Origin of the sequence: Phormidium sp. FACHB-592 (assembly GCF_014695795.1) — a bacterium.
In the GTDB taxonomy this organism is placed as follows: Bacteria; Cyanobacteriota; Cyanobacteriia; order Leptolyngbyales; family Leptolyngbyaceae; genus Stenomitos.
The window spans coordinates 1-16,162 of the sequence record NZ_JACJOZ010000092.1 but is presented as its reverse complement, the minus strand read 5'-3'; the positions used below and the strand labels follow the sequence as shown (position 1 = coordinate 16,162).

Here is a 16,162-nt window from a genome sequence, read left to right as displayed (position 1 = left end):
CTCGGCACACCCCAAGCAGCGGTCAGATCTTGAACTACCGCTCGATACTGACGCTGAAAAGCAGCCCACACCACCTGGGTCTCCGCCTGGTTTAGCAGCGACGGTTCAAGCGGTGTTGTTGTACGAAGAATATGTACAACCGCGACTCTTGCTGCTGGCACTTGTTGTAGCAGTCTTTCCAGTATGTCTACAGCGGCTTCAGTCATAAACCACAGTCTACCAAGCTTACCTGTGTAGCTGCTTGTCTCAGTGCCCAAAACAGAAGTAATCCACTCTCACTAACGGCGGTACAGCCGTCACAGTTCCTCTCTGTCCCATTTGATCAGGAGGAAGTCTCAGGCCACAACCTGGGTTCTGCACACGGTAACGCTCGCCTCGCTGGAGTATGTTGTAGCCACCCAAGAAATAGCGGTCGTCTAGGGCAGGGTCATAGGTCTCGTAGTCGCGCAACAGTTGATTAGGAAACTGCCAAATATTGCCCATGGTTTTGGCGGTGACTTGGCGACGGCTTGACCAGAAGTAAGCTGTTTGCGACAACACTAGCGAGTTAGGATCAATGCCTGGCATGACGTGGTTGAGGTTTTCAAGCGCTGCGGCACTGGGGCGTGAAGTGATCGCATAGCGCTGGGGCTGCACACCGTACTCATGCGAGTCACTGGTGTCGTTTCCTTCGGTGCCTCTGAAGTACTCCACCAGTACCCCCTGCTCAAAGAGGTCATAGCCAATACGACCCCCCGTGTCACCGACCAGCAGTTTGATCAGTGGTTGTTGCAAGTGCTGGGACAGTGCTGCTAGGTGACTGGCTTGCAGCACAGGTGGAGCGCCAAACGCAGGAACATAACCCTCTACCAGGATTGACCAGTCGTGTCCTTCAAGCTGGTACGTGAAGACAAACGAGCCCTGGATCTCCACTTGTGTGCCCACAACGTCCTGTTGTACGGCGCTTGCTTGGGCGCTCAGAAACGGCACGAGAGCGTCTAACGGTGCTCTCACCAGCACCACTGTAGCATTGCGGTCAATGGTCTCGCACCCGCGTCGTTCAGACCACGGACGGGTAAAGTCTGCGGCAATGTTTTGAAACGGTTGTGTGTCCATAGGGGTTGGTTGCGATCGCTTAACTCACTCAGACCCACCGTTAACGGTTGCCTGTCGTACCAGAGACTTCAAGCACTATTTCCACATGCAGCGTGGTGGTGGGTAAGGACGTACGTGGCACTGGTGGCTTGGTACTCGTTGACAGGGAGTCCATTTGAAAGCTTAGTGGGGTCCGCTGTAGAAGCAGCAGACGTGCAAGTGGCTAAAAAAGCAAAACTGCTGCTGTATAGTGCTTTCAAGAATTGTGCCAGTTTGAGGCTAGTCCAGAACTGGCAGCACCAGTCGATCGTTAGCCATGCTTATCGATGGGCACCTTGAAACCAACAGATATACATCTAACCCGGTCAGAACGATCGGGTTCTTTTTTGCACTCTGAACCCCTGTTCGTACACTTGCATGAGTTGGAGGGTTTCGTAAACGCTTGCTTTCTTAACGGTAGGGTCTAACCTCAAGGCTTATGAGTAAACAGATTCTAACTTGGCAGAACTACTCAAATCACCCGATGCAAACAGGGTCACTTCATGACCCCGACGAATGAGTTCTTCAGTCAGGAGACTGACCACCAACTCAATGCCTCCTACACAGTCGGCGGTACTTGTTCCCACAGGGAAGCAACTTAAGCGATTCGCATCATGATCTCCCAAGGAGGTAGACAACTAGACTGAGGGCAAACCATAGTGATCAGCGGCACTGCAAGATGGGTTGGCGCTAGAAAGTTCCTACTGCACCAAGAGTCCTACAGCCAATGCTTGAGCCACTTCCTTCAGTGCTCGCCTAGTGCCGTCTGAGGTGCCAGGCGATCGCTTCTGGATAGGCAGTCCAGCAATCCTCCAACCCGCTCAGATAGGAGCGATTGAACTACCAATGACTCTGGACTGGCTGAATCATTGGTAGTTCTAAGGTTGCCTCGCTGGGATTTTAGGTACTCTGTCCTGGCTTGAGTACGATCTTGATGCAGTGATCCTTTTTGTGCTTAAAGATCTCGTAACCATGCGGGGCTTGATCGAGCGGTAAGCGGTGGGTAATCACAAACGAAGGATCAATATCGCCCTTCTGAATGTGCTCCAGTAGCGGGGCAAAATACCTGTGAACGTGGGTCTGTCCTGTTTTCATAGTCAAGGCTTTGTTCATAAAAGCCCCCATGGGAATCTTGTCTACAAAACCACCAAAAACACCAGGAACGGACACAGTACCACCTTTACGACAGGCAAGGATCGCCTGCCGCAAAGCAGGGGGACGATCGGTTTCTAAACGGACTGCTTGTTTCGCTTTGTCGTATAGTCCCTCCAGTCCCATACCGTGGGCTTCCATCCCCACTGCATCCATCACGGCATCAGGGCCACGACCGCCCGTCATTTCTTTGAGGGCTTCGCCAACATCAACCTGTTCAAAATCGAGAACTTCTGCCCCGCCGTCTTTTGCCATCTGGAGGCGTTCAGGCACACGGTCGATCGCAATCACCCGTTCTGCTCCCAGTAAAAACGCACTCCGAATCGCAAACTGGGCTACCGGGCCACAACCCCAAATGGCAACTACATGACCGGGTTTGATATCACAGTTTTCCGCTGCCATATAGCCAGTGGGAAAGATATCCGAAAGGAACAGCACTTGTTCGTCTGTCAACCCGTTGGGAATTTTGTATAGACCGACATCAGCATGAGGAACGCGGGCATATTCTGCTTGACCGCCTGCATAGCCCCCTAACATATGGGAGTAGCCAAAAATGCCTGAGGGCGAATATCCCATCAGGGCTTCTGCCATAAAGGCATTGGGGTTGGTGTTATCACATAGGGATGTTAGCGTTTGTTTGCAGAAGAAGCAGTGACCACAGGCGATAGGAAATGGATTGACGACCCGATCGCCAACCTTAATTCGCTTCACTTCACTACCGACTTCAACGACTTCTCCCATGAATTCATGCCCCAGAATATCACCCTGCTCCATCGTCGGAATGAATCCATCGTAGAGGTGTAAATCAGAACCACAAATTGCAGTGGATGTAATTCTGATCACGGCATCGCCGGGATTAATAATTTTGGGATCGGGGACCGTTTCGACTTCCACTTTGTTAGCACCTTGCCAGCAAACTGCTTTCATTGTTTTTCCCTTTTTCTGAGTAATTGTTTTGTGAATTGAAAATGGCGTTAGCGGTAAACCATGACGCTGATTGAAAGATTGAAATATGGTGTTGATGCAGCGTTTCGGGCTGTGACTGCATCACTCAAAATCTTTTATTTGATTGAACTCTGCTTAGCTTCGTCGTCCTGATGGCTGACCTTCATTAGTGGCAATTTCACCTGTCTCCATCAGCATTTTGAAGCGGGCAAGATCGTCTCCAATTTGCTGTTTTGGGTTTTCACCAAACAGCTTGGCAATCGCATCTCCAACGACTCCAGCAGGTGCATCATAGGTTGTGATGACTTTTACTTCAGTCCCCCGATCACCAGGAGCAGGTTGAAAGTGAACCGAACCAGAGTTCGCAATGTCTGCCCCTTCCACTGAAGTCCAGGCAATCACTTCATTCGGACGATCTTCAGTGATTCTGGCATCCCATTGAACGCTGTTGCCCATTGGTGCGCTAGTCACCCAGTGCGATCGTCCATCGTCATAGACTTTCACGCTTTTAAGATGCCTGGTAAAGTGTGGTAAGTTTTCTAAGGTGTGCCAGAAGCAATAAAGGTCTTCTGCGGATTTTTCAATGGTTACTGTTCTTTCGACTGTGATCGGTTGAGTCATCTTAATGTCCTCATTTGTGAGTGGGCTTTATCTGTTCATCAAACAGCCAGCAAGACTTCAATTTCAGGCTTTTCCCCTTCGGCTGCTATTTGTAAAAACGTTGAATCGTCATGGGCACATCCCATCCGAATCAACTGAATCAACTTCTCTTGATCTATTGACTGTTTAAGCTTACTCACCCAAAATCGACCCACATTTGAAAGGGCTATTCTGGGATTTCCTTCGTTTTGTTGGACTGCCCTAAGCCTAAGGTGCCAGAGCTGAATATCGTCTGCCAAAGGTGATATGAACGGTTTGTAAGCAGGTAGGCGTAATTAAACCGAAGACAGTTTTCACGCGGTGCAAGGATTTCGGGCGAAGCTATCTTGTCTTTAATTTGATCCACCGACTGATCGGATGAACGAGGAGCGTCTGAACAGCCTTTTTGTGTTTTGTTCTATACTCATTTCGTTTACAACATTAGGGTTCTTTGCCTAAACCCTCGAAAAGATATAGTCCACTTTGAGACATAAAGTCTTAGGGTGCTTTTTAGCAAGTTGATTGCTGTTAAAAGGCTCTTGCATTAAGGCTTGCAGCGGTTTGTTACACCCTCGCCTGTCTGTCTGGTGATCGCGGCATCAATGTTGACCAATGTTGACATGCAATCGAGCCGTAGTTTGGCGCAACCAATGAAACAGATTTGTTGTCTGTTTCACTTTTACAGGAATGCCCCTTCAGTCGCCGCTCTAGCGATCGCCTTTTTCGGCTTCCCAACCTTCCCCCGTTGAGCGCAGCAATGAGCTGTGGTTTAACTATCCTCTTCCTAGTTGAGATGCCACATAGCGATTGCCACAATATGGGGTGTAATCAGGATAAATGTTTTTAGTGCCACCAACCTTTGAAACCTTTACCCACTGGAACTTCCAGAATCCACTCTTCCATCAAGAATCCTTCCTAAGAGATCACGTAGAAACAGGCGTTTCAAGCGCTCGTGGCACTGAATTACACGCATCCTGATTACACCCCTATTAGTGTCAAAGACTGCAACCGATGCATTGACTTGGCTGCCTTGGTTGTCTGCTCTGTGGGTGAAGTGATTGCTCGTGCAACCCACAGTCAAGACAGTCAATAAAGACAAGCAAAATATGCAAAGCCACAGTTTTTTGAGGGTTGGTTGGATCATCAAACCTGAACTGGAGTCGTGAACAACCTGGAGCTACACTCGCTCATTGTGAGATTTCGGACTTCAGGAGATTGATTAGATTTTGTGTTTAGGGCTGACAGAAAACCTCTAAAATACTCCCTAACGACGCATCAGTTTTTGCACCACAACCTTTTCACGCTCGTCTCACCGTCGCCCGGATCTGGTCACGGAACCATGCCTGTCCAGCATCACCCTCCAGCCGAGGATGCCAGATCATGGTGTAGGGAAAGTCACCAATCTCTTGAGGGGGTAATACTTGCCGAAGGTTTGCCAACTTGGAGAGTTCGAGTGCGACCCGCATGGGGACGGTGAATATCAGGTCGGTATCCACAATATTGAGCGCGGTGGCCATGAAGTAGGGTGACTGAAACACGATATCTCTTGCCTTTCCCAGATCAGCTAGCGGACGATCGATCATCGTTTGCTGCCCTTCGGCGGTGGCGACGATCGCATGGGGACGACGCAGGTATTCGTCCAAAGAAAACCGCTCGTTCTTGAAGGGGTTGTCTGCACTGATGAGACAGACAAAGTGCTCCTGGTACAGCACTTCTACCTTTAATCCCTTGGGCGGGGTCGGGACGCTGCCCACACCGAGCGCCAAGTCACAGCGTCCCGTTTCTACGTGACGGTAACTCTCTGGTGTCCAGCCAACGACCTCGACGCGAACGCTAGGAGCAAGCTTGCGGCAAAGTCGTACCGCACCGCTGACGATTACGGCGGCTGCGTAGTCGGTGCCCGTGACGCGGAAGTATTGCTGCGAAAGAGCAGGATCGAAGTCGTTGCTGCCGATCGCCGCATTGAGGCGAGGCAGGAGAGCTTCTAATTCTTGCAGCAAGCGATCGCCACGGGGTGTCCGTTCGTACCCCACGCCGCTACGGACGAGCAGATCATCACCGATCGCCGCCCGCAACCGACCCAGCACCCGACTCATGGCGGGCTGACTGAGCGAGATGCGGATGGCGGCACGAGTGATGTGTTTCTCCTCCAGAAGGGCTTGTAACGCCAGAAGTTGGTTCAGGTCGATGCGGGAGAGGTTAGGGAACTGTTGAGCCATAATTTTACTATACCATTATTGATATAAGACCTATATTTGATATGCATTGGACACATCATAAACAGCGTGCCATGATCGACATAGTTGCATTCGTGTTTGTCATCAACCAAGGATTTCATGCATTCATCAGCGACGATTCAGACTTCAGCTTTGACAGTGGCGCAAAAGCGGTCACTGGAAACGTTTTACCAAGCATTTAGCAATAAAAACCCCAGCCTGCTCGACGAAGCCGTGACCCCAGATTGGCAGGACATTCCGCTTGCGCCCGGTCAAGCTCCTGGTCCTGAGGGCATGAAGCCGCTGATGCAAATGTTCTTCACTGCGTTGCCGGATGTGCAGATCATTATTGACGACGTAATCGCACAACCAAACCGTGCTGGTGTGCGGGCGCGGATGCTCGGGACCCATCAAGGGGAAATCTTTGGCTTGCAACCGACGGGAAAACCAGTCTCGATCGCGCTGCATGAGTTTCATCACTTCGATCACGATCGCATTTCGCACACTTGGCACTTGGAGGATTGGTTTGGAATGCTGCATCAAATTGGTGCATGGCCGCCGGCTTCAAGACCCAGATAGGCAAGGAAACGCACAATGAAGGCAGTCCGAATCTATCAATACGAAAGTGTCGATGACGCAATTCTCGAAGAAATCTCAGTCCCCAAGATTAGACCGGATGAAATCCTGGTGCAGGTGGAAGCAGCAATCCGCAATCCGCTTGATGTGAAGAGGTCATTATGATCATGAAACGTCGTAAATTCTTGAGCATCATGGCAGGCACCAGCGTCGTCGTTAGTCTCGCTAGTGTCTTGGCAGATGGTGTCAGATCCCATGCACAGCAGCTATCGGGTGCTCTCGCCGAGCAATTCCGGCGCAGGTCGCAAGAGGCTGAAGCCCGTGGGCTAGCCGAGCCGTTTAAGGGAGTCACCACAGATGGAGAAGTTGTCTCTGGTTTGTTCCCTATCCGCTCGACCGGAGTCTCCACCGCGCCTGTCCACAGTGCCGCCACGGCTTTCCTCGCTACTTTAACCCCAAAGCAGCGCTCCAAAACGGTGTTTGCGGTTGACGACCCGGAATGGCGCAAGTGGATGAACCAGCACTTCTACATCCGTCAGGGCACAAGCTTCTATGAGATGACTGAGGCACAGCGCCGAACAGCTTTCGACCTGCTGCGCGCCTCGCTCAGCGCTAAAGGCTTGAGGCAGTCGCAAGACATCATGCGGCTCAACCACACACTGGGCGAGCTAAATAACAATAACTTCGAGGAGTACGGCGAGGGGCGCTACTGGCTTACGGTAATGGGCGAGCCTTCGGACAAGGAGCCATGGGGCTGGCAACTCGACGGTCACCACCTGATCATCAACTATTTCGTGATGGGTGACCAGGTGGTGATGACACCCACTTTCATGGGTTCCGAGCCAGTGAGAGCTACCTCTGGCAAGTACAAAGGAACAATCGTGCTGCAAAACGAACAGAACAAGGGTCTGGCGCTAGTCAACGCGCTCAATGATGCGCAGCGCGAGAAGGCTATCATCGAGACCTCCAAGACCCGCAATAATAGCGTAGGTGAAGCGTTCAGTGACAACATCGTTCTCGACTACGCTGGCATTCGCGCCGCGGAGTTCACGGCCAAGCAGAAGGAGCAATTGCTCGATTTGATTGGTGAGTATGTGAGGAACATGCGCGACGGTCACGCGACGGTCAAGATGTCCGAGGTGCGGCAACATCTAGACGAGACCCGGTTCGCTTGGATCGGCGGGACAGAACCGAACAGCGTCTTCTATTACCGCATCCACAGCCCGGTGATTTTGATCGAGTTCGATCATCAGACGCCGATCGCCCTGCGGTATTTAGAACGTAGTCAACCTACACGCGAGCATATCCACAGTGTGGTGCGAACGCCGAATGGCAACGACTACGGTAAAGATCTACTCCGGCAGCACTACCAACAGCACCCGCACCCGCACAGACACTGAACGATTTTGTACAGTGCAATCTCTCACTTGAAGATGGTCGAGTAATGGAGTATGTATCATGCTGCGTAGGTTTAGATATTTGATTTCACTGCCGCTCTTGGGTTTTTCGCTTATAGCGCTGGGTTCGCCCGTGCTCAGCCAAGCACAAAGCCAGTTGCCCTATTGGACTGAAGCTGCACCCGCAACGGTCGCTCGGCAAGAGCTTTATCCAGAAGTTTTGAACAACAAAATTTATGTAGTTGGCGGTTTACTCAGCCCAGCCACCGGGTTCTCAGCACATTTTGAGTCTTATGATCCGGTCAATGATACATGGACAGTCTTGAGACCGCTACCTGAAGCACGTCATCACATTACGCTGTCGGCAGCCAAGGGCTTGCTCTATGGTATGGGTGGTTTCACAGGTGGGTTTCCAGACTGGCGCGCACAGCCGACAATGTTCATCTACAATCCTGCCTCTAATACTTGGACTAGAGGAACTGACCTGCCAACGGCTCGTGCCGAGGGCGTAGCCGCAGTGGTTGATGACAAGATATACCTGATTGGTGGGCGCATTCGAGCCACTGAGGATGCTCGGCTGTTCAATGACCACATTGATAGTGTGCGAAATGAAGTCTTTGATCCCACAACGAGGCGTTGGTCAGCCCGTGCCAATGCACCCACAGCGCGAAACAGTGCAGCATCGGCTGTCATTGATAGCAAGATCTATGTGGTGGGAGGTCGCAAGTTTGTCAAAAATGCCGATGGCACGACGCAGCAAGTCAACGTGCCAAAGCTTGAGGTGTACGACCCAAAGCTCGATCGCTGGGAGACACGATCGCCGCTGCCTCAAGCCCGAGGGGGTCTGGCTGCAACCTCATTCAACGGTAAGCTTTACGTGTTTGGCGGCGAACAGTGGGTTCCAGAGCAAAAAGTTTTCGCCGAAAGTTGGGTATACGATCCGGCAACCGACGCTTGGGAAGCCTTGTTGCCTTTGCCGACCCCACGACACGGATTAGGAGCATCAACAATTGGCAACCGCATCTTTGTGTTTGGTGGCGGCACCAAAACAGGCGGCAATGCAGCGACAACAATTCACGAGGTGCTGGTACTGCCTTAAGTCATCGTTTGCAGACGCTATTCTGAATCAGCTCGCTGTGAAGCCGCCATTAATGACCAAAGGTTGTCCCGTCATATAGCTGGCAGCATCAGAGCAGAGAAAGACGACCGCTTGAGCGATTTCTTCTGCCTGTCCCATGCGTCCCATTGGCACGATAGACGCAAAACTATCCGCCGTGCTGTCCGTTCCATCAACGAAGCGCTCCATCATCTCAGTTGCAATCAAGCCAGGATTAATCGCATTAATCCGAATGCCCTGCTTGGCATAGTCGAGCGCTGTCGATCGCGTCAGCCCCATCACTGCATGTTTACTGGCGATGTAAGGAGACACTCCTGGAAAACCAATTAAACCACCGATTGAAGAGTTGTTGATAATTACTCCAGACCCTTGAGACAGCATTTGCTCAAGCTCATACTTCATGCACAAAAACAGTCCTCGCACATTGATTGCCATCAGTTCATCAAAGTCTTCAATGGATTGTTTGTGAAGAGGGTTTGGGGATGACTCAATTCCTGCGTTGTTGAAAGCACAATCGAGTCGTCCATAAGTCTCGATCGTCTTCTGCATTAATGCTTTAACATCATCTTCCCTGGATACATCTGACCGGACAAATAAGCACTCAGCGCCAGCATCGCGAATCAGCGCAGCGGTTGCTTCTCCTTCTTGATCGCGTCTGCCTGAAAAAACGACCTTTGCTCCTGCGGCTCCGAGTGCCAGAGCCGTCGCTTTACCGATTCCTGACGTGGCTCCAGTCACTAAGGCAACTTTGTTTTCAAGTGTGACCATGCTTACCTTTGCTTTAAAGTGGGTGCGAGTGAAATCTTGATCGTTCCAGTTTTTAGTAGCAATCGCTTGTGTTTATCTCCGTGTCCCATCCTACAGTTCAGCCAGAACGACTGGAGGGTTTCATGATATTGTCCAATGCTTACATCATTTGGCGGATCGGGCGGACAATCACTTCGTTAACATCGACATCATCTGGCTGGGATACAGCATACAAAACGGCTCTAGCGATCGCCTCTGAAGTCAACGCCGTTTTGCGAAGTTCTTGCAGAAAACCTTTGGATGCATCATCCGTAATATCAGAGCCAAGTTCAGTCTCAACGACACCGGGAGATATGATGGTCACGCGAATGTTTTGCGACTCCTGCCGTAGCCCTTCAGATATCGCCCAAACCGCATACTTGGTCGCGCAATAGACTGCGGCGGTTGGACCTACCCAATGGGCAGCAATGGACGCAGTATTGATAAACTGTCCGCCACCTTGCGCTTCCATGATTGGCAAACCTGCCGCGATACCATTCAACACGCCGTGGATGTTCACATTAATCATGTTGTCCCATTCCTCGACTTTCAGGGCATTCAGCGGCGATAGGGGCATCACGCCTGCATTGTTGAAGATGACATCAACGCGACCAAATTTATCTTTCGCAAACTGAACGAAGACTTTGACATCTTCGCGATCGGTAACATCGACCGCTTTGAATGCTGCTGTGCCACCGGATGCGTGAATCTCCTCGACCAGCTTTTCTAGCCTATCTGTCCGCCGTGCCCCCAAAACAACTTTTGCACCGTTCTGAGCAAGCAGCTTCGCGGTAGCTTCGCCGATGCCGCTACTGGCTCCGGTGATGACAATGACTTTGTTTTCTACATTCAACATGATGGTTCTTCTGACTGTTGAGGTGGATTGGAATTAAATCGACTGACCACCAGAGACTTCAATTCTCTGGGCATTCACCCAGCGATTGTCTTCGGAAAGCAATGCTGCGATCGCCCTGCCGATATCATCCGGAAGACCCACACGACCCAGAGCCGTTTGCGAAGCGATGAAGTTGTTGATTTCTGGATTGTCACGCACGGAGCCACCGGCAAAATCAGTTTCGATCGCGCCCGGAGCCACGACATTTACGGCAATCTGTCGGTGTCCCAGTTCTTTTGCCATGTATCGGGTCAGCACCTCGATCGCGCCTTTCATGCTGGCGTAGGCTGAGTAGCCCGGCAGCGTAAAGCGAGCAAGACCCGACGAAAGATTCACAATCCGTCCGCCGTCCTTGAGCAGTGGCAACAGCTTTTGGGTGAGAAAGAAAACGCCCTTGAATTGGATGTTCATCAAGCGATCGAAATCATCCTCAGTGGTTTCGGCAAATGGCTTATTGATCCCAATACCCGCATTGTTCACCAGAAAATCAAACTGCTCGGTCTGCCAGTTGTCTTGAAGTGTCTGTTTGACTTGTGCCACAAAATCATCAAAGGTTTTCGCGTTGGACGTGTCCAGTTGCAGGGCAGCCGCTTTACCACCTAGTTCGGAAACCTCAGAGACAACGCTACTTGCTTCTGCCTCGCTGCTGCGATACGTCACGATTACATCGACTCCTTTTTTAGCCAGTGCCAAAGCAGTATTTTTGCCCAGTCCTCGGCTCGCGCCTGTAACCAACGCGATCTTCGTGTTGTTTGTCATGGTTATTCTCCTTGTTGAGATAAGTGATTCAACAAATCTGCACTGAAGTCTCGTGCATGAAAAGATCGCTGAACCACGATCGCTTCAATGACCTGTTAGGTTGTGCAATTATTGTCACTACGCTTCAAATCTATGCCCTGACTTGCAAAACGATTTTGCCGCGCGTGCGTCCGCTTTGGGAAAGTTGATGCGCCTTTTTCACGTCCGCGATCGACAGAACCGTTTCGACGTGTGTTTTCAATTTGCCTGCTTCAATCAAACAGTTGATTTCGACTAATTGCTTTGCGCTCGGCTGACAGAAGAGCCATGAGCCTTGGACACCGAACTCCTTAGCTTTCTCTTTGGCTTGAGGCTCCACCGCCGAAACCAGAAAGCCACCTTTTTTCAGAGTTTGGAACGCTCGCTCGCAAGTGTCACCGCCAATCGTATCGAAAACGACATCCATGTTTTTGACGACATCCTCAAACGGTTGCGCCGTGTAATCAACGAACTCATCCGCGCCTAAAGCACGGACAAATGGTTCGTTTTTACCCGAAGCCGTGCCGATCACGAACGCGCCTTTCGCTTTGGCAAGCTGAACTGCCATCGAGCCAACTCCGCCTGACGCTCCGGTGATCAGGATGCTTTGTCCGCTGCTCAGATTTGCCACATCAAACATCGACTGCCACGCGATTAGTGCAGCGATTGAAATCGATGCCGCATTTTCAAAATTGAGGCTGTCCGGTTTGGGCGCGATGGCATCCGGTTTGGCGACAGCGTATTCAGTGTAGCCACCAGACAGGCTGGACACGGTGATCCCCTAAACGGCATCGCCTTGCTTGAAGTTTTCAACGCCACCGCCAACCGCTTCGACGGTTCCGGTGATGTCGCCGCCCAGAATGAGCGGCAGTTTGAAGCCTAACTGTTCGCCCATCCCATCGCGAATTTTCCAGTCCGCTGGATTGACTGCCGCGGCGTGAACTTTCACCAAAACCTCATCTACTTTCGCTGCTGGACGTTCGACATCGGTGTAATGCAAAACGCTCTCATTGCCGTATGCGTGAATCACGACTGCTTTCATTTTTTCTCCTATGTTCAAGTGGAGCTTCTAAGCAAGTGATTGCTCTTCTCTCAGTGAAAGTCGCTCTAGCTCAACGACATTGCGACTAGCACTAATTCCTCGGTGAAACTCTGGTCCACAAGTTGTTGAACTTTTGCATGTCCAGAAAGGCGATTGCTTCAATCGCTTTGCCGTCCTGCATTCGGAAATACCAGGTGTAGGTGTTCCGATAAGGTCTGCCGTCTTTGGCGGTCGCCGCTCCCTCCCACAAAGCGATGACCATATCGCCATCCGCCCAGATACCGCGTACAGTTGGCACGATCGGGGCTGATAGTCGCGCACTGGTTGGGTTAACGACCTGATCGAGAAACGCTTGCTTGCGATAAGTGCCCGCAGTTGCACCAGTGCCCGTAATCGTCCAGGTTGCATCCGGTGCGAGCAGGTCGAAGAAGCTGCCACGCTTGTTTCGCCAGTTGTCGAAATACTGCTGGACGATGTCCTTGTTGCGCTGTTCGATCGTCTCAGTATTTTGTGCGCCTGTTGGACTGGACTGCATGACCTGAGACATTTCTGCTTGAGTCGGCGTTTTCGTCATCCCCGGAACTGCCAGCAGCCCAATTAACCCCGTACCAATTAAAACCTGACTCAAACGATGCATCTTTTTAACCTCCTGAAGTTTCCCTAACAAAGTAGCTGTTTCGCTCTCACGCCCATTGAACGGTTCGGTTGAATTGTTCGGTGTCGCTTTGATAAAACATTCTTCGTTGCGTCTTTGGGCGCGAAATTCTAAATCAGGTTTTGCGCTTTTACAGTGTTGGCAGCGAAAGCTTCGATCGTGGTTTGTCCTTTACGAGTTTCAGTGCCGTTGTTTTCAAAAACGATATGACCGGAATTGAAGCCGCGCATCATCTCGCTGTAACTATTGGAGAATGCAGGCGAGAAACCGAAACCAGCAATTGTCGCCTGCCACTCGCTTTCGGAAAGGGCAACGGCTTGCACGTTGCGCTTGAGCGCGGCAGCGAAAGCGGCGGCGACATTATTGGGCGAATAATCTAACGCGCCGTGCAGTTCGATAATGCGTTTGCCCGTCCAATTTTCGGTCAACGCTTCGGCGGCAGCACGTCCGATGTCGGCGGCAGAAACCATCGGGAGTTTACGGTCTAGCGGACTGTAAAAACTCGGCAAAATGCCTTTTTTGGCGGCAATCGCCGCCACGCTGTTCCAGTTTTCCATAAAGCCCGCCGCCCGCAGAAACACGACGGGAATCGCCAAATCGCCGAAGATGTTTTCCAAAAAGTAAGTTGTCAGAATATTACCCGTGCCAGTAGCGTGCTGCGAGCCGACCGAAGAGAGTAAAACAACTTTTTGCACCCCTGATCTCATGATCGCTTCAACATATGCTGCGCCGATGTTTTTGGCTACGGTGAACATATCAGCAGCATGATAAGCAGGCGGATTCATCGCATAAACGGCGATCGCGCCGTTCAACGCTTTAGTCATCGAGATCGCGTCAGTGACATCAGCGAACGCAACGTCCGCGCCTTTTGCCCGCCAAGCGTCAGCATTTTTGTCTGATCGCAACACGACGCGCACCGGAAGTTTTTCAAGCAATATATCGGCAACCACAGAACCCGTTTGTCCGGTCGCGCCAAACACGACAAACATAAATTTCCTCCTAAAGTGTCGAAACCAACTTTGATAACCGAAGCGACCTAACGGCACAGTTCAGCGGCAGTTTCTACTTTTGACGAATCCAATGGTTTAACGTTTAATTGTCAGTCTGCTCTCAAGTGATGAATTCATCCTAGGTTTAAAGCGCTTTCGCACAAATACATAAAGCTGGCAAATGATTGCCTAATCCTCCTAAACCACGGATTGGCAAGAGAAATTCTTTCTATAATGAGTGCAGAAGCAGAGTTTAAGTTAGAACAGCATGATGATCGAGACACGGCACCAGGAGCGCGCGATCAATAAATGTGCAGAACTAGCGGTGTTAGTCGATCGACACATTGATGGTAAGGGAAACGGCGCTCATGCAACCCCGATCACTCCCTTAGAGTTCATGCGAGAATCGGATGCTTTCACAGTCACACAGGGGGTCAGCGAACCGCTGCTTGCGATTGTGGTTCAGGGCAAAAAAGAAGTGCTGCTGAACGAGGAAACCTTTCGGTATGGTGTCGCTCAGTATCTGGTTTTGTCGGTGGATTTGCCGGTGAGTGGCTGTGTGATAGAGGCATCACTCAAGCAGCCCTTCCTGGGCTTTAAGTTGAATTTAGACCCCATTCAACTCTGTGACATCATTGCTCAAACGAACCTAGAAATCGTTCAGAAAGAATCAGTCAGAGGCTGGTTTGTCAGTGATGCCGAGCCATCGCTAATAGATTGTGCGATTCGGCTAGCAAAGCTGTTAGAGACACCGCAAGACATTCCGTTCCTAGCACCGATGATCATCCGCGAAATCTATTACCGTCTTCTGATGGGTGAGCAAGGCGAAGCAGTGCGTCAGATTGCTACTGCTGGCAGCAATATGCAGCGCATTGCTGAAGTGCTTAAACGGCTCAAGGCAGATTTCGCCAAGCCGCTACGGATTGAGGCACTGGCAGAGCAAGCGCATATGTCTGCTTCGTCGTTCCACCGCCACTTTAAGGCAGTTACTTCGATGAGTCCGCTGCAATACCAAAAACAGTTGAGACTGATGGAAGCACGTCGCCTCATGCTCACTGAAAGTTGTGATGCGATCGCTGCTGCTGATCAAGTGGGCTATGAAAGTCCCTCGCAGTTCAGCCGGGAATATGCTCGGATGTTCGGTGCTCCGCCCATAAGAGATATTGAACGTTTACGTACAGCCTAAGCGACAGCCCGATGATTGTTCAAAATTAAGCAGATTCTACTCACATTGAACGCGATCACCGTCCAACAAGCCTGTTGCACCGGAACGAATCTAAATTATTACTGCGATGCAAGGGTTTTCTGCGCCCGATGAGCAGGAACGTAATGGGCATCGTGCCGAGCGAAGAGCGTCTGGCCCGTTGGCTCTTGTTAGTCAGTGATAGTGTGGGAGCAGACACGTTTCTCCTCACGCATGAGTTCATCAGTAAAATGCTGGGTGTGCGGCGTGCGGGTGTGACCATTGCCGCGGGTGCCCTCGATCATGCGGGACTGCTGCGTTACCACCGTGGCTGCATGACGCTGGTGGATCGGACGGGCTTAGAAGACTTTGCCTGTGAGTGTCATGGGGTCGTTCACGAGGCCTTTGCAGCCGTAGGGAGTGAGCGTTGACGGAGCTGTCAGTGCTCGGTAGTGCTGCCACGGGGTGGCGAGCGCTAGCACCAGGCACCACGGCAAAACAGTGCCACCAATTTTGAAGGGACTGCCTTGGACAGCGATCACTCCACAGTGAGGGTCTAACAACCTGTTCTGTCGTTAAGGTTAGTTGCTGAAACACCCTGAAAACGTCTGGTTCGTTGTGGGTGGCAGCACTGTTCTACCCAAAGAAATGGGTAGTCGCTTGGGTAGAATACCCCTAGC

General features: G+C 51.1%; 20 protein-coding genes. 7 read left to right on the top strand and 13 right to left on the bottom strand.

The window, feature by feature from the left end:
- The 5 genes from H6F86_RS25620 to H6F86_RS25600 all read right to left on the bottom strand — a co-directional run.
- A partial coding sequence (locus H6F86_RS25620) for a hypothetical protein (RefSeq protein ID WP_206756102.1) occupies positions 1–257 on the bottom strand: 257 nt, incomplete at its 3' end.
- The gene (locus H6F86_RS25615) at positions 247–1,095 is read right to left on the bottom strand and encodes a hypothetical protein (RefSeq protein WP_190452636.1); all 849 of its coding nucleotides are present in this window, start codon (positions 1,093–1,095) and stop codon (positions 247–249) included. The genes H6F86_RS25620 and H6F86_RS25615, both read right to left, overlap by 11 nt.
- A 455-nt stretch (positions 1,096–1,550) precedes the next feature.
- Positions 1,551–1,700, bottom strand: coding sequence for a hypothetical protein (locus H6F86_RS31765; RefSeq protein ID WP_199305513.1), 150 nt, complete (start codon positions 1,698–1,700; stop codon positions 1,551–1,553).
- 313 nt (positions 1,701–2,013) lie between these two features.
- Positions 2,014–3,192 carry a zinc-dependent alcohol dehydrogenase gene (locus tag H6F86_RS25605; RefSeq protein ID WP_190452635.1) on the bottom strand — a complete coding sequence of 393 codons (1,179 nt, stop codon included), beginning with the start codon at positions 3,190–3,192 and terminating at the stop codon, positions 2,014–2,016.
- A 153-nt stretch (positions 3,193–3,345) separates the two neighbouring features.
- Positions 3,346–3,831, bottom strand: a complete 486-nt coding sequence (locus tag H6F86_RS25600; RefSeq protein ID WP_190452634.1) for an SRPBCC family protein — start codon at positions 3,829–3,831, stop codon at positions 3,346–3,348.
- Between the two features lie 569 nt (positions 3,832–4,400).
- On the opposite strand from H6F86_RS25600, the gene H6F86_RS31970 reads away from it, so the two are divergent.
- Complete coding sequence (locus H6F86_RS31970) at positions 4,401–4,598, top strand: hypothetical protein (protein ID WP_206756101.1); 198 nt, start codon at positions 4,401–4,403, stop codon at positions 4,596–4,598.
- Between the two features lie 549 nt (positions 4,599–5,147).
- Here the strand turns inward: H6F86_RS31970 and H6F86_RS25595 are convergent.
- The gene (locus tag H6F86_RS25595; protein WP_190452633.1) at positions 5,148–6,068 is read right to left on the bottom strand and encodes a LysR family transcriptional regulator; all 921 of its coding nucleotides are present in this window, start codon (positions 6,066–6,068) and stop codon (positions 5,148–5,150) included.
- A gap of 117 nt (positions 6,069–6,185) precedes the next feature.
- Between H6F86_RS25595 and H6F86_RS25590 the strand changes: the two genes are divergently transcribed.
- Genes H6F86_RS25590 through H6F86_RS25575 form a run of 4 tightly spaced genes read left to right on the top strand, consistent with a single transcriptional unit; the run spans position 6,186 to position 9,137 of the window.
- Positions 6,186–6,644, top strand: a complete 459-nt coding sequence (locus H6F86_RS25590) for an ester cyclase (protein ID WP_190452632.1) — start codon at positions 6,186–6,188, stop codon at positions 6,642–6,644.
- Between the two features lie 15 nt (positions 6,645–6,659).
- Entirely contained in the window at positions 6,660–6,806 is a 147-nt protein-coding gene (locus H6F86_RS25585) for a hypothetical protein (RefSeq protein ID WP_190452630.1), read from the top strand.
- A 2-nt stretch (positions 6,807–6,808) separates the two neighbouring features.
- Complete coding sequence (locus tag H6F86_RS25580) at positions 6,809–8,041, top strand: DUF3500 domain-containing protein (RefSeq protein WP_190452628.1); 1,233 nt, start codon at positions 6,809–6,811, stop codon at positions 8,039–8,041.
- 58 nt (positions 8,042–8,099) lie between these two features.
- On the top strand, positions 8,100–9,137 hold the full coding sequence (locus tag H6F86_RS25575; RefSeq protein ID WP_190452627.1) for a kelch repeat-containing protein: 1,038 nt from the start codon (positions 8,100–8,102) through the stop codon (positions 9,135–9,137).
- 27 nt (positions 9,138–9,164) lie between these two features.
- Here H6F86_RS25575 and H6F86_RS25570 read toward each other — a convergent pair whose 3' ends face one another.
- From H6F86_RS25570 to H6F86_RS25545, 7 genes are all read right to left on the bottom strand, one after another.
- Positions 9,165–9,923, bottom strand: a complete 759-nt coding sequence (locus tag H6F86_RS25570; protein ID WP_190452626.1) for an SDR family oxidoreductase — start codon at positions 9,921–9,923, stop codon at positions 9,165–9,167.
- 139 nt (positions 9,924–10,062) lie between these two features.
- Positions 10,063–10,797 (bottom strand): SDR family oxidoreductase, encoded by a 735-nt coding sequence (locus tag H6F86_RS25565; protein ID WP_190452625.1) that lies wholly within the window; start codon positions 10,795–10,797, stop codon positions 10,063–10,065.
- A 33-nt stretch (positions 10,798–10,830) separates the two neighbouring features.
- Positions 10,831–11,595, bottom strand: coding sequence for an SDR family oxidoreductase (locus H6F86_RS25560; RefSeq protein WP_190452624.1), 765 nt, complete (start codon positions 11,593–11,595; stop codon positions 10,831–10,833).
- A 130-nt stretch (positions 11,596–11,725) separates the two neighbouring features.
- Positions 11,726–12,385 carry an NADP-dependent oxidoreductase gene (locus H6F86_RS25555; protein WP_199305512.1) on the bottom strand — a complete coding sequence of 220 codons (660 nt, stop codon included), beginning with the start codon at positions 12,383–12,385 and terminating at the stop codon, positions 11,726–11,728.
- Positions 12,386–12,394: 9 nt separating this feature from the next.
- Positions 12,395–12,655: an alcohol dehydrogenase catalytic domain-containing protein gene (locus H6F86_RS31760; RefSeq protein WP_199305511.1), complete on the bottom strand. Its 261-nt coding sequence runs from the start codon at positions 12,653–12,655 to the stop codon at positions 12,395–12,397.
- A 91-nt stretch (positions 12,656–12,746) separates the two neighbouring features.
- On the bottom strand, positions 12,747–13,292 hold the full coding sequence (locus H6F86_RS25550; RefSeq protein WP_190452623.1) for a nuclear transport factor 2 family protein: 546 nt from the start codon (positions 13,290–13,292) through the stop codon (positions 12,747–12,749).
- Positions 13,293–13,420: 128 nt separating this feature from the next.
- Positions 13,421–14,299 carry an NmrA family NAD(P)-binding protein gene (locus H6F86_RS25545; protein ID WP_190452622.1) on the bottom strand — a complete coding sequence of 293 codons (879 nt, stop codon included), beginning with the start codon at positions 14,297–14,299 and terminating at the stop codon, positions 13,421–13,423.
- Between the two features lie 268 nt (positions 14,300–14,567).
- On the opposite strand from H6F86_RS25545, the gene H6F86_RS25540 reads away from it, so the two are divergent.
- Entirely contained in the window at positions 14,568–15,485 is a 918-nt protein-coding gene (locus H6F86_RS25540; RefSeq protein WP_190452621.1) for an AraC family transcriptional regulator, read from the top strand.
- A 128-nt stretch (positions 15,486–15,613) separates the two neighbouring features.
- The gene (locus tag H6F86_RS25535) at positions 15,614–15,913 is read left to right on the top strand and encodes a helix-turn-helix domain-containing protein (protein WP_190452619.1); all 300 of its coding nucleotides are present in this window, start codon (positions 15,614–15,616) and stop codon (positions 15,911–15,913) included.
- Positions 15,914–16,162 lie beyond the last annotated feature (249 nt).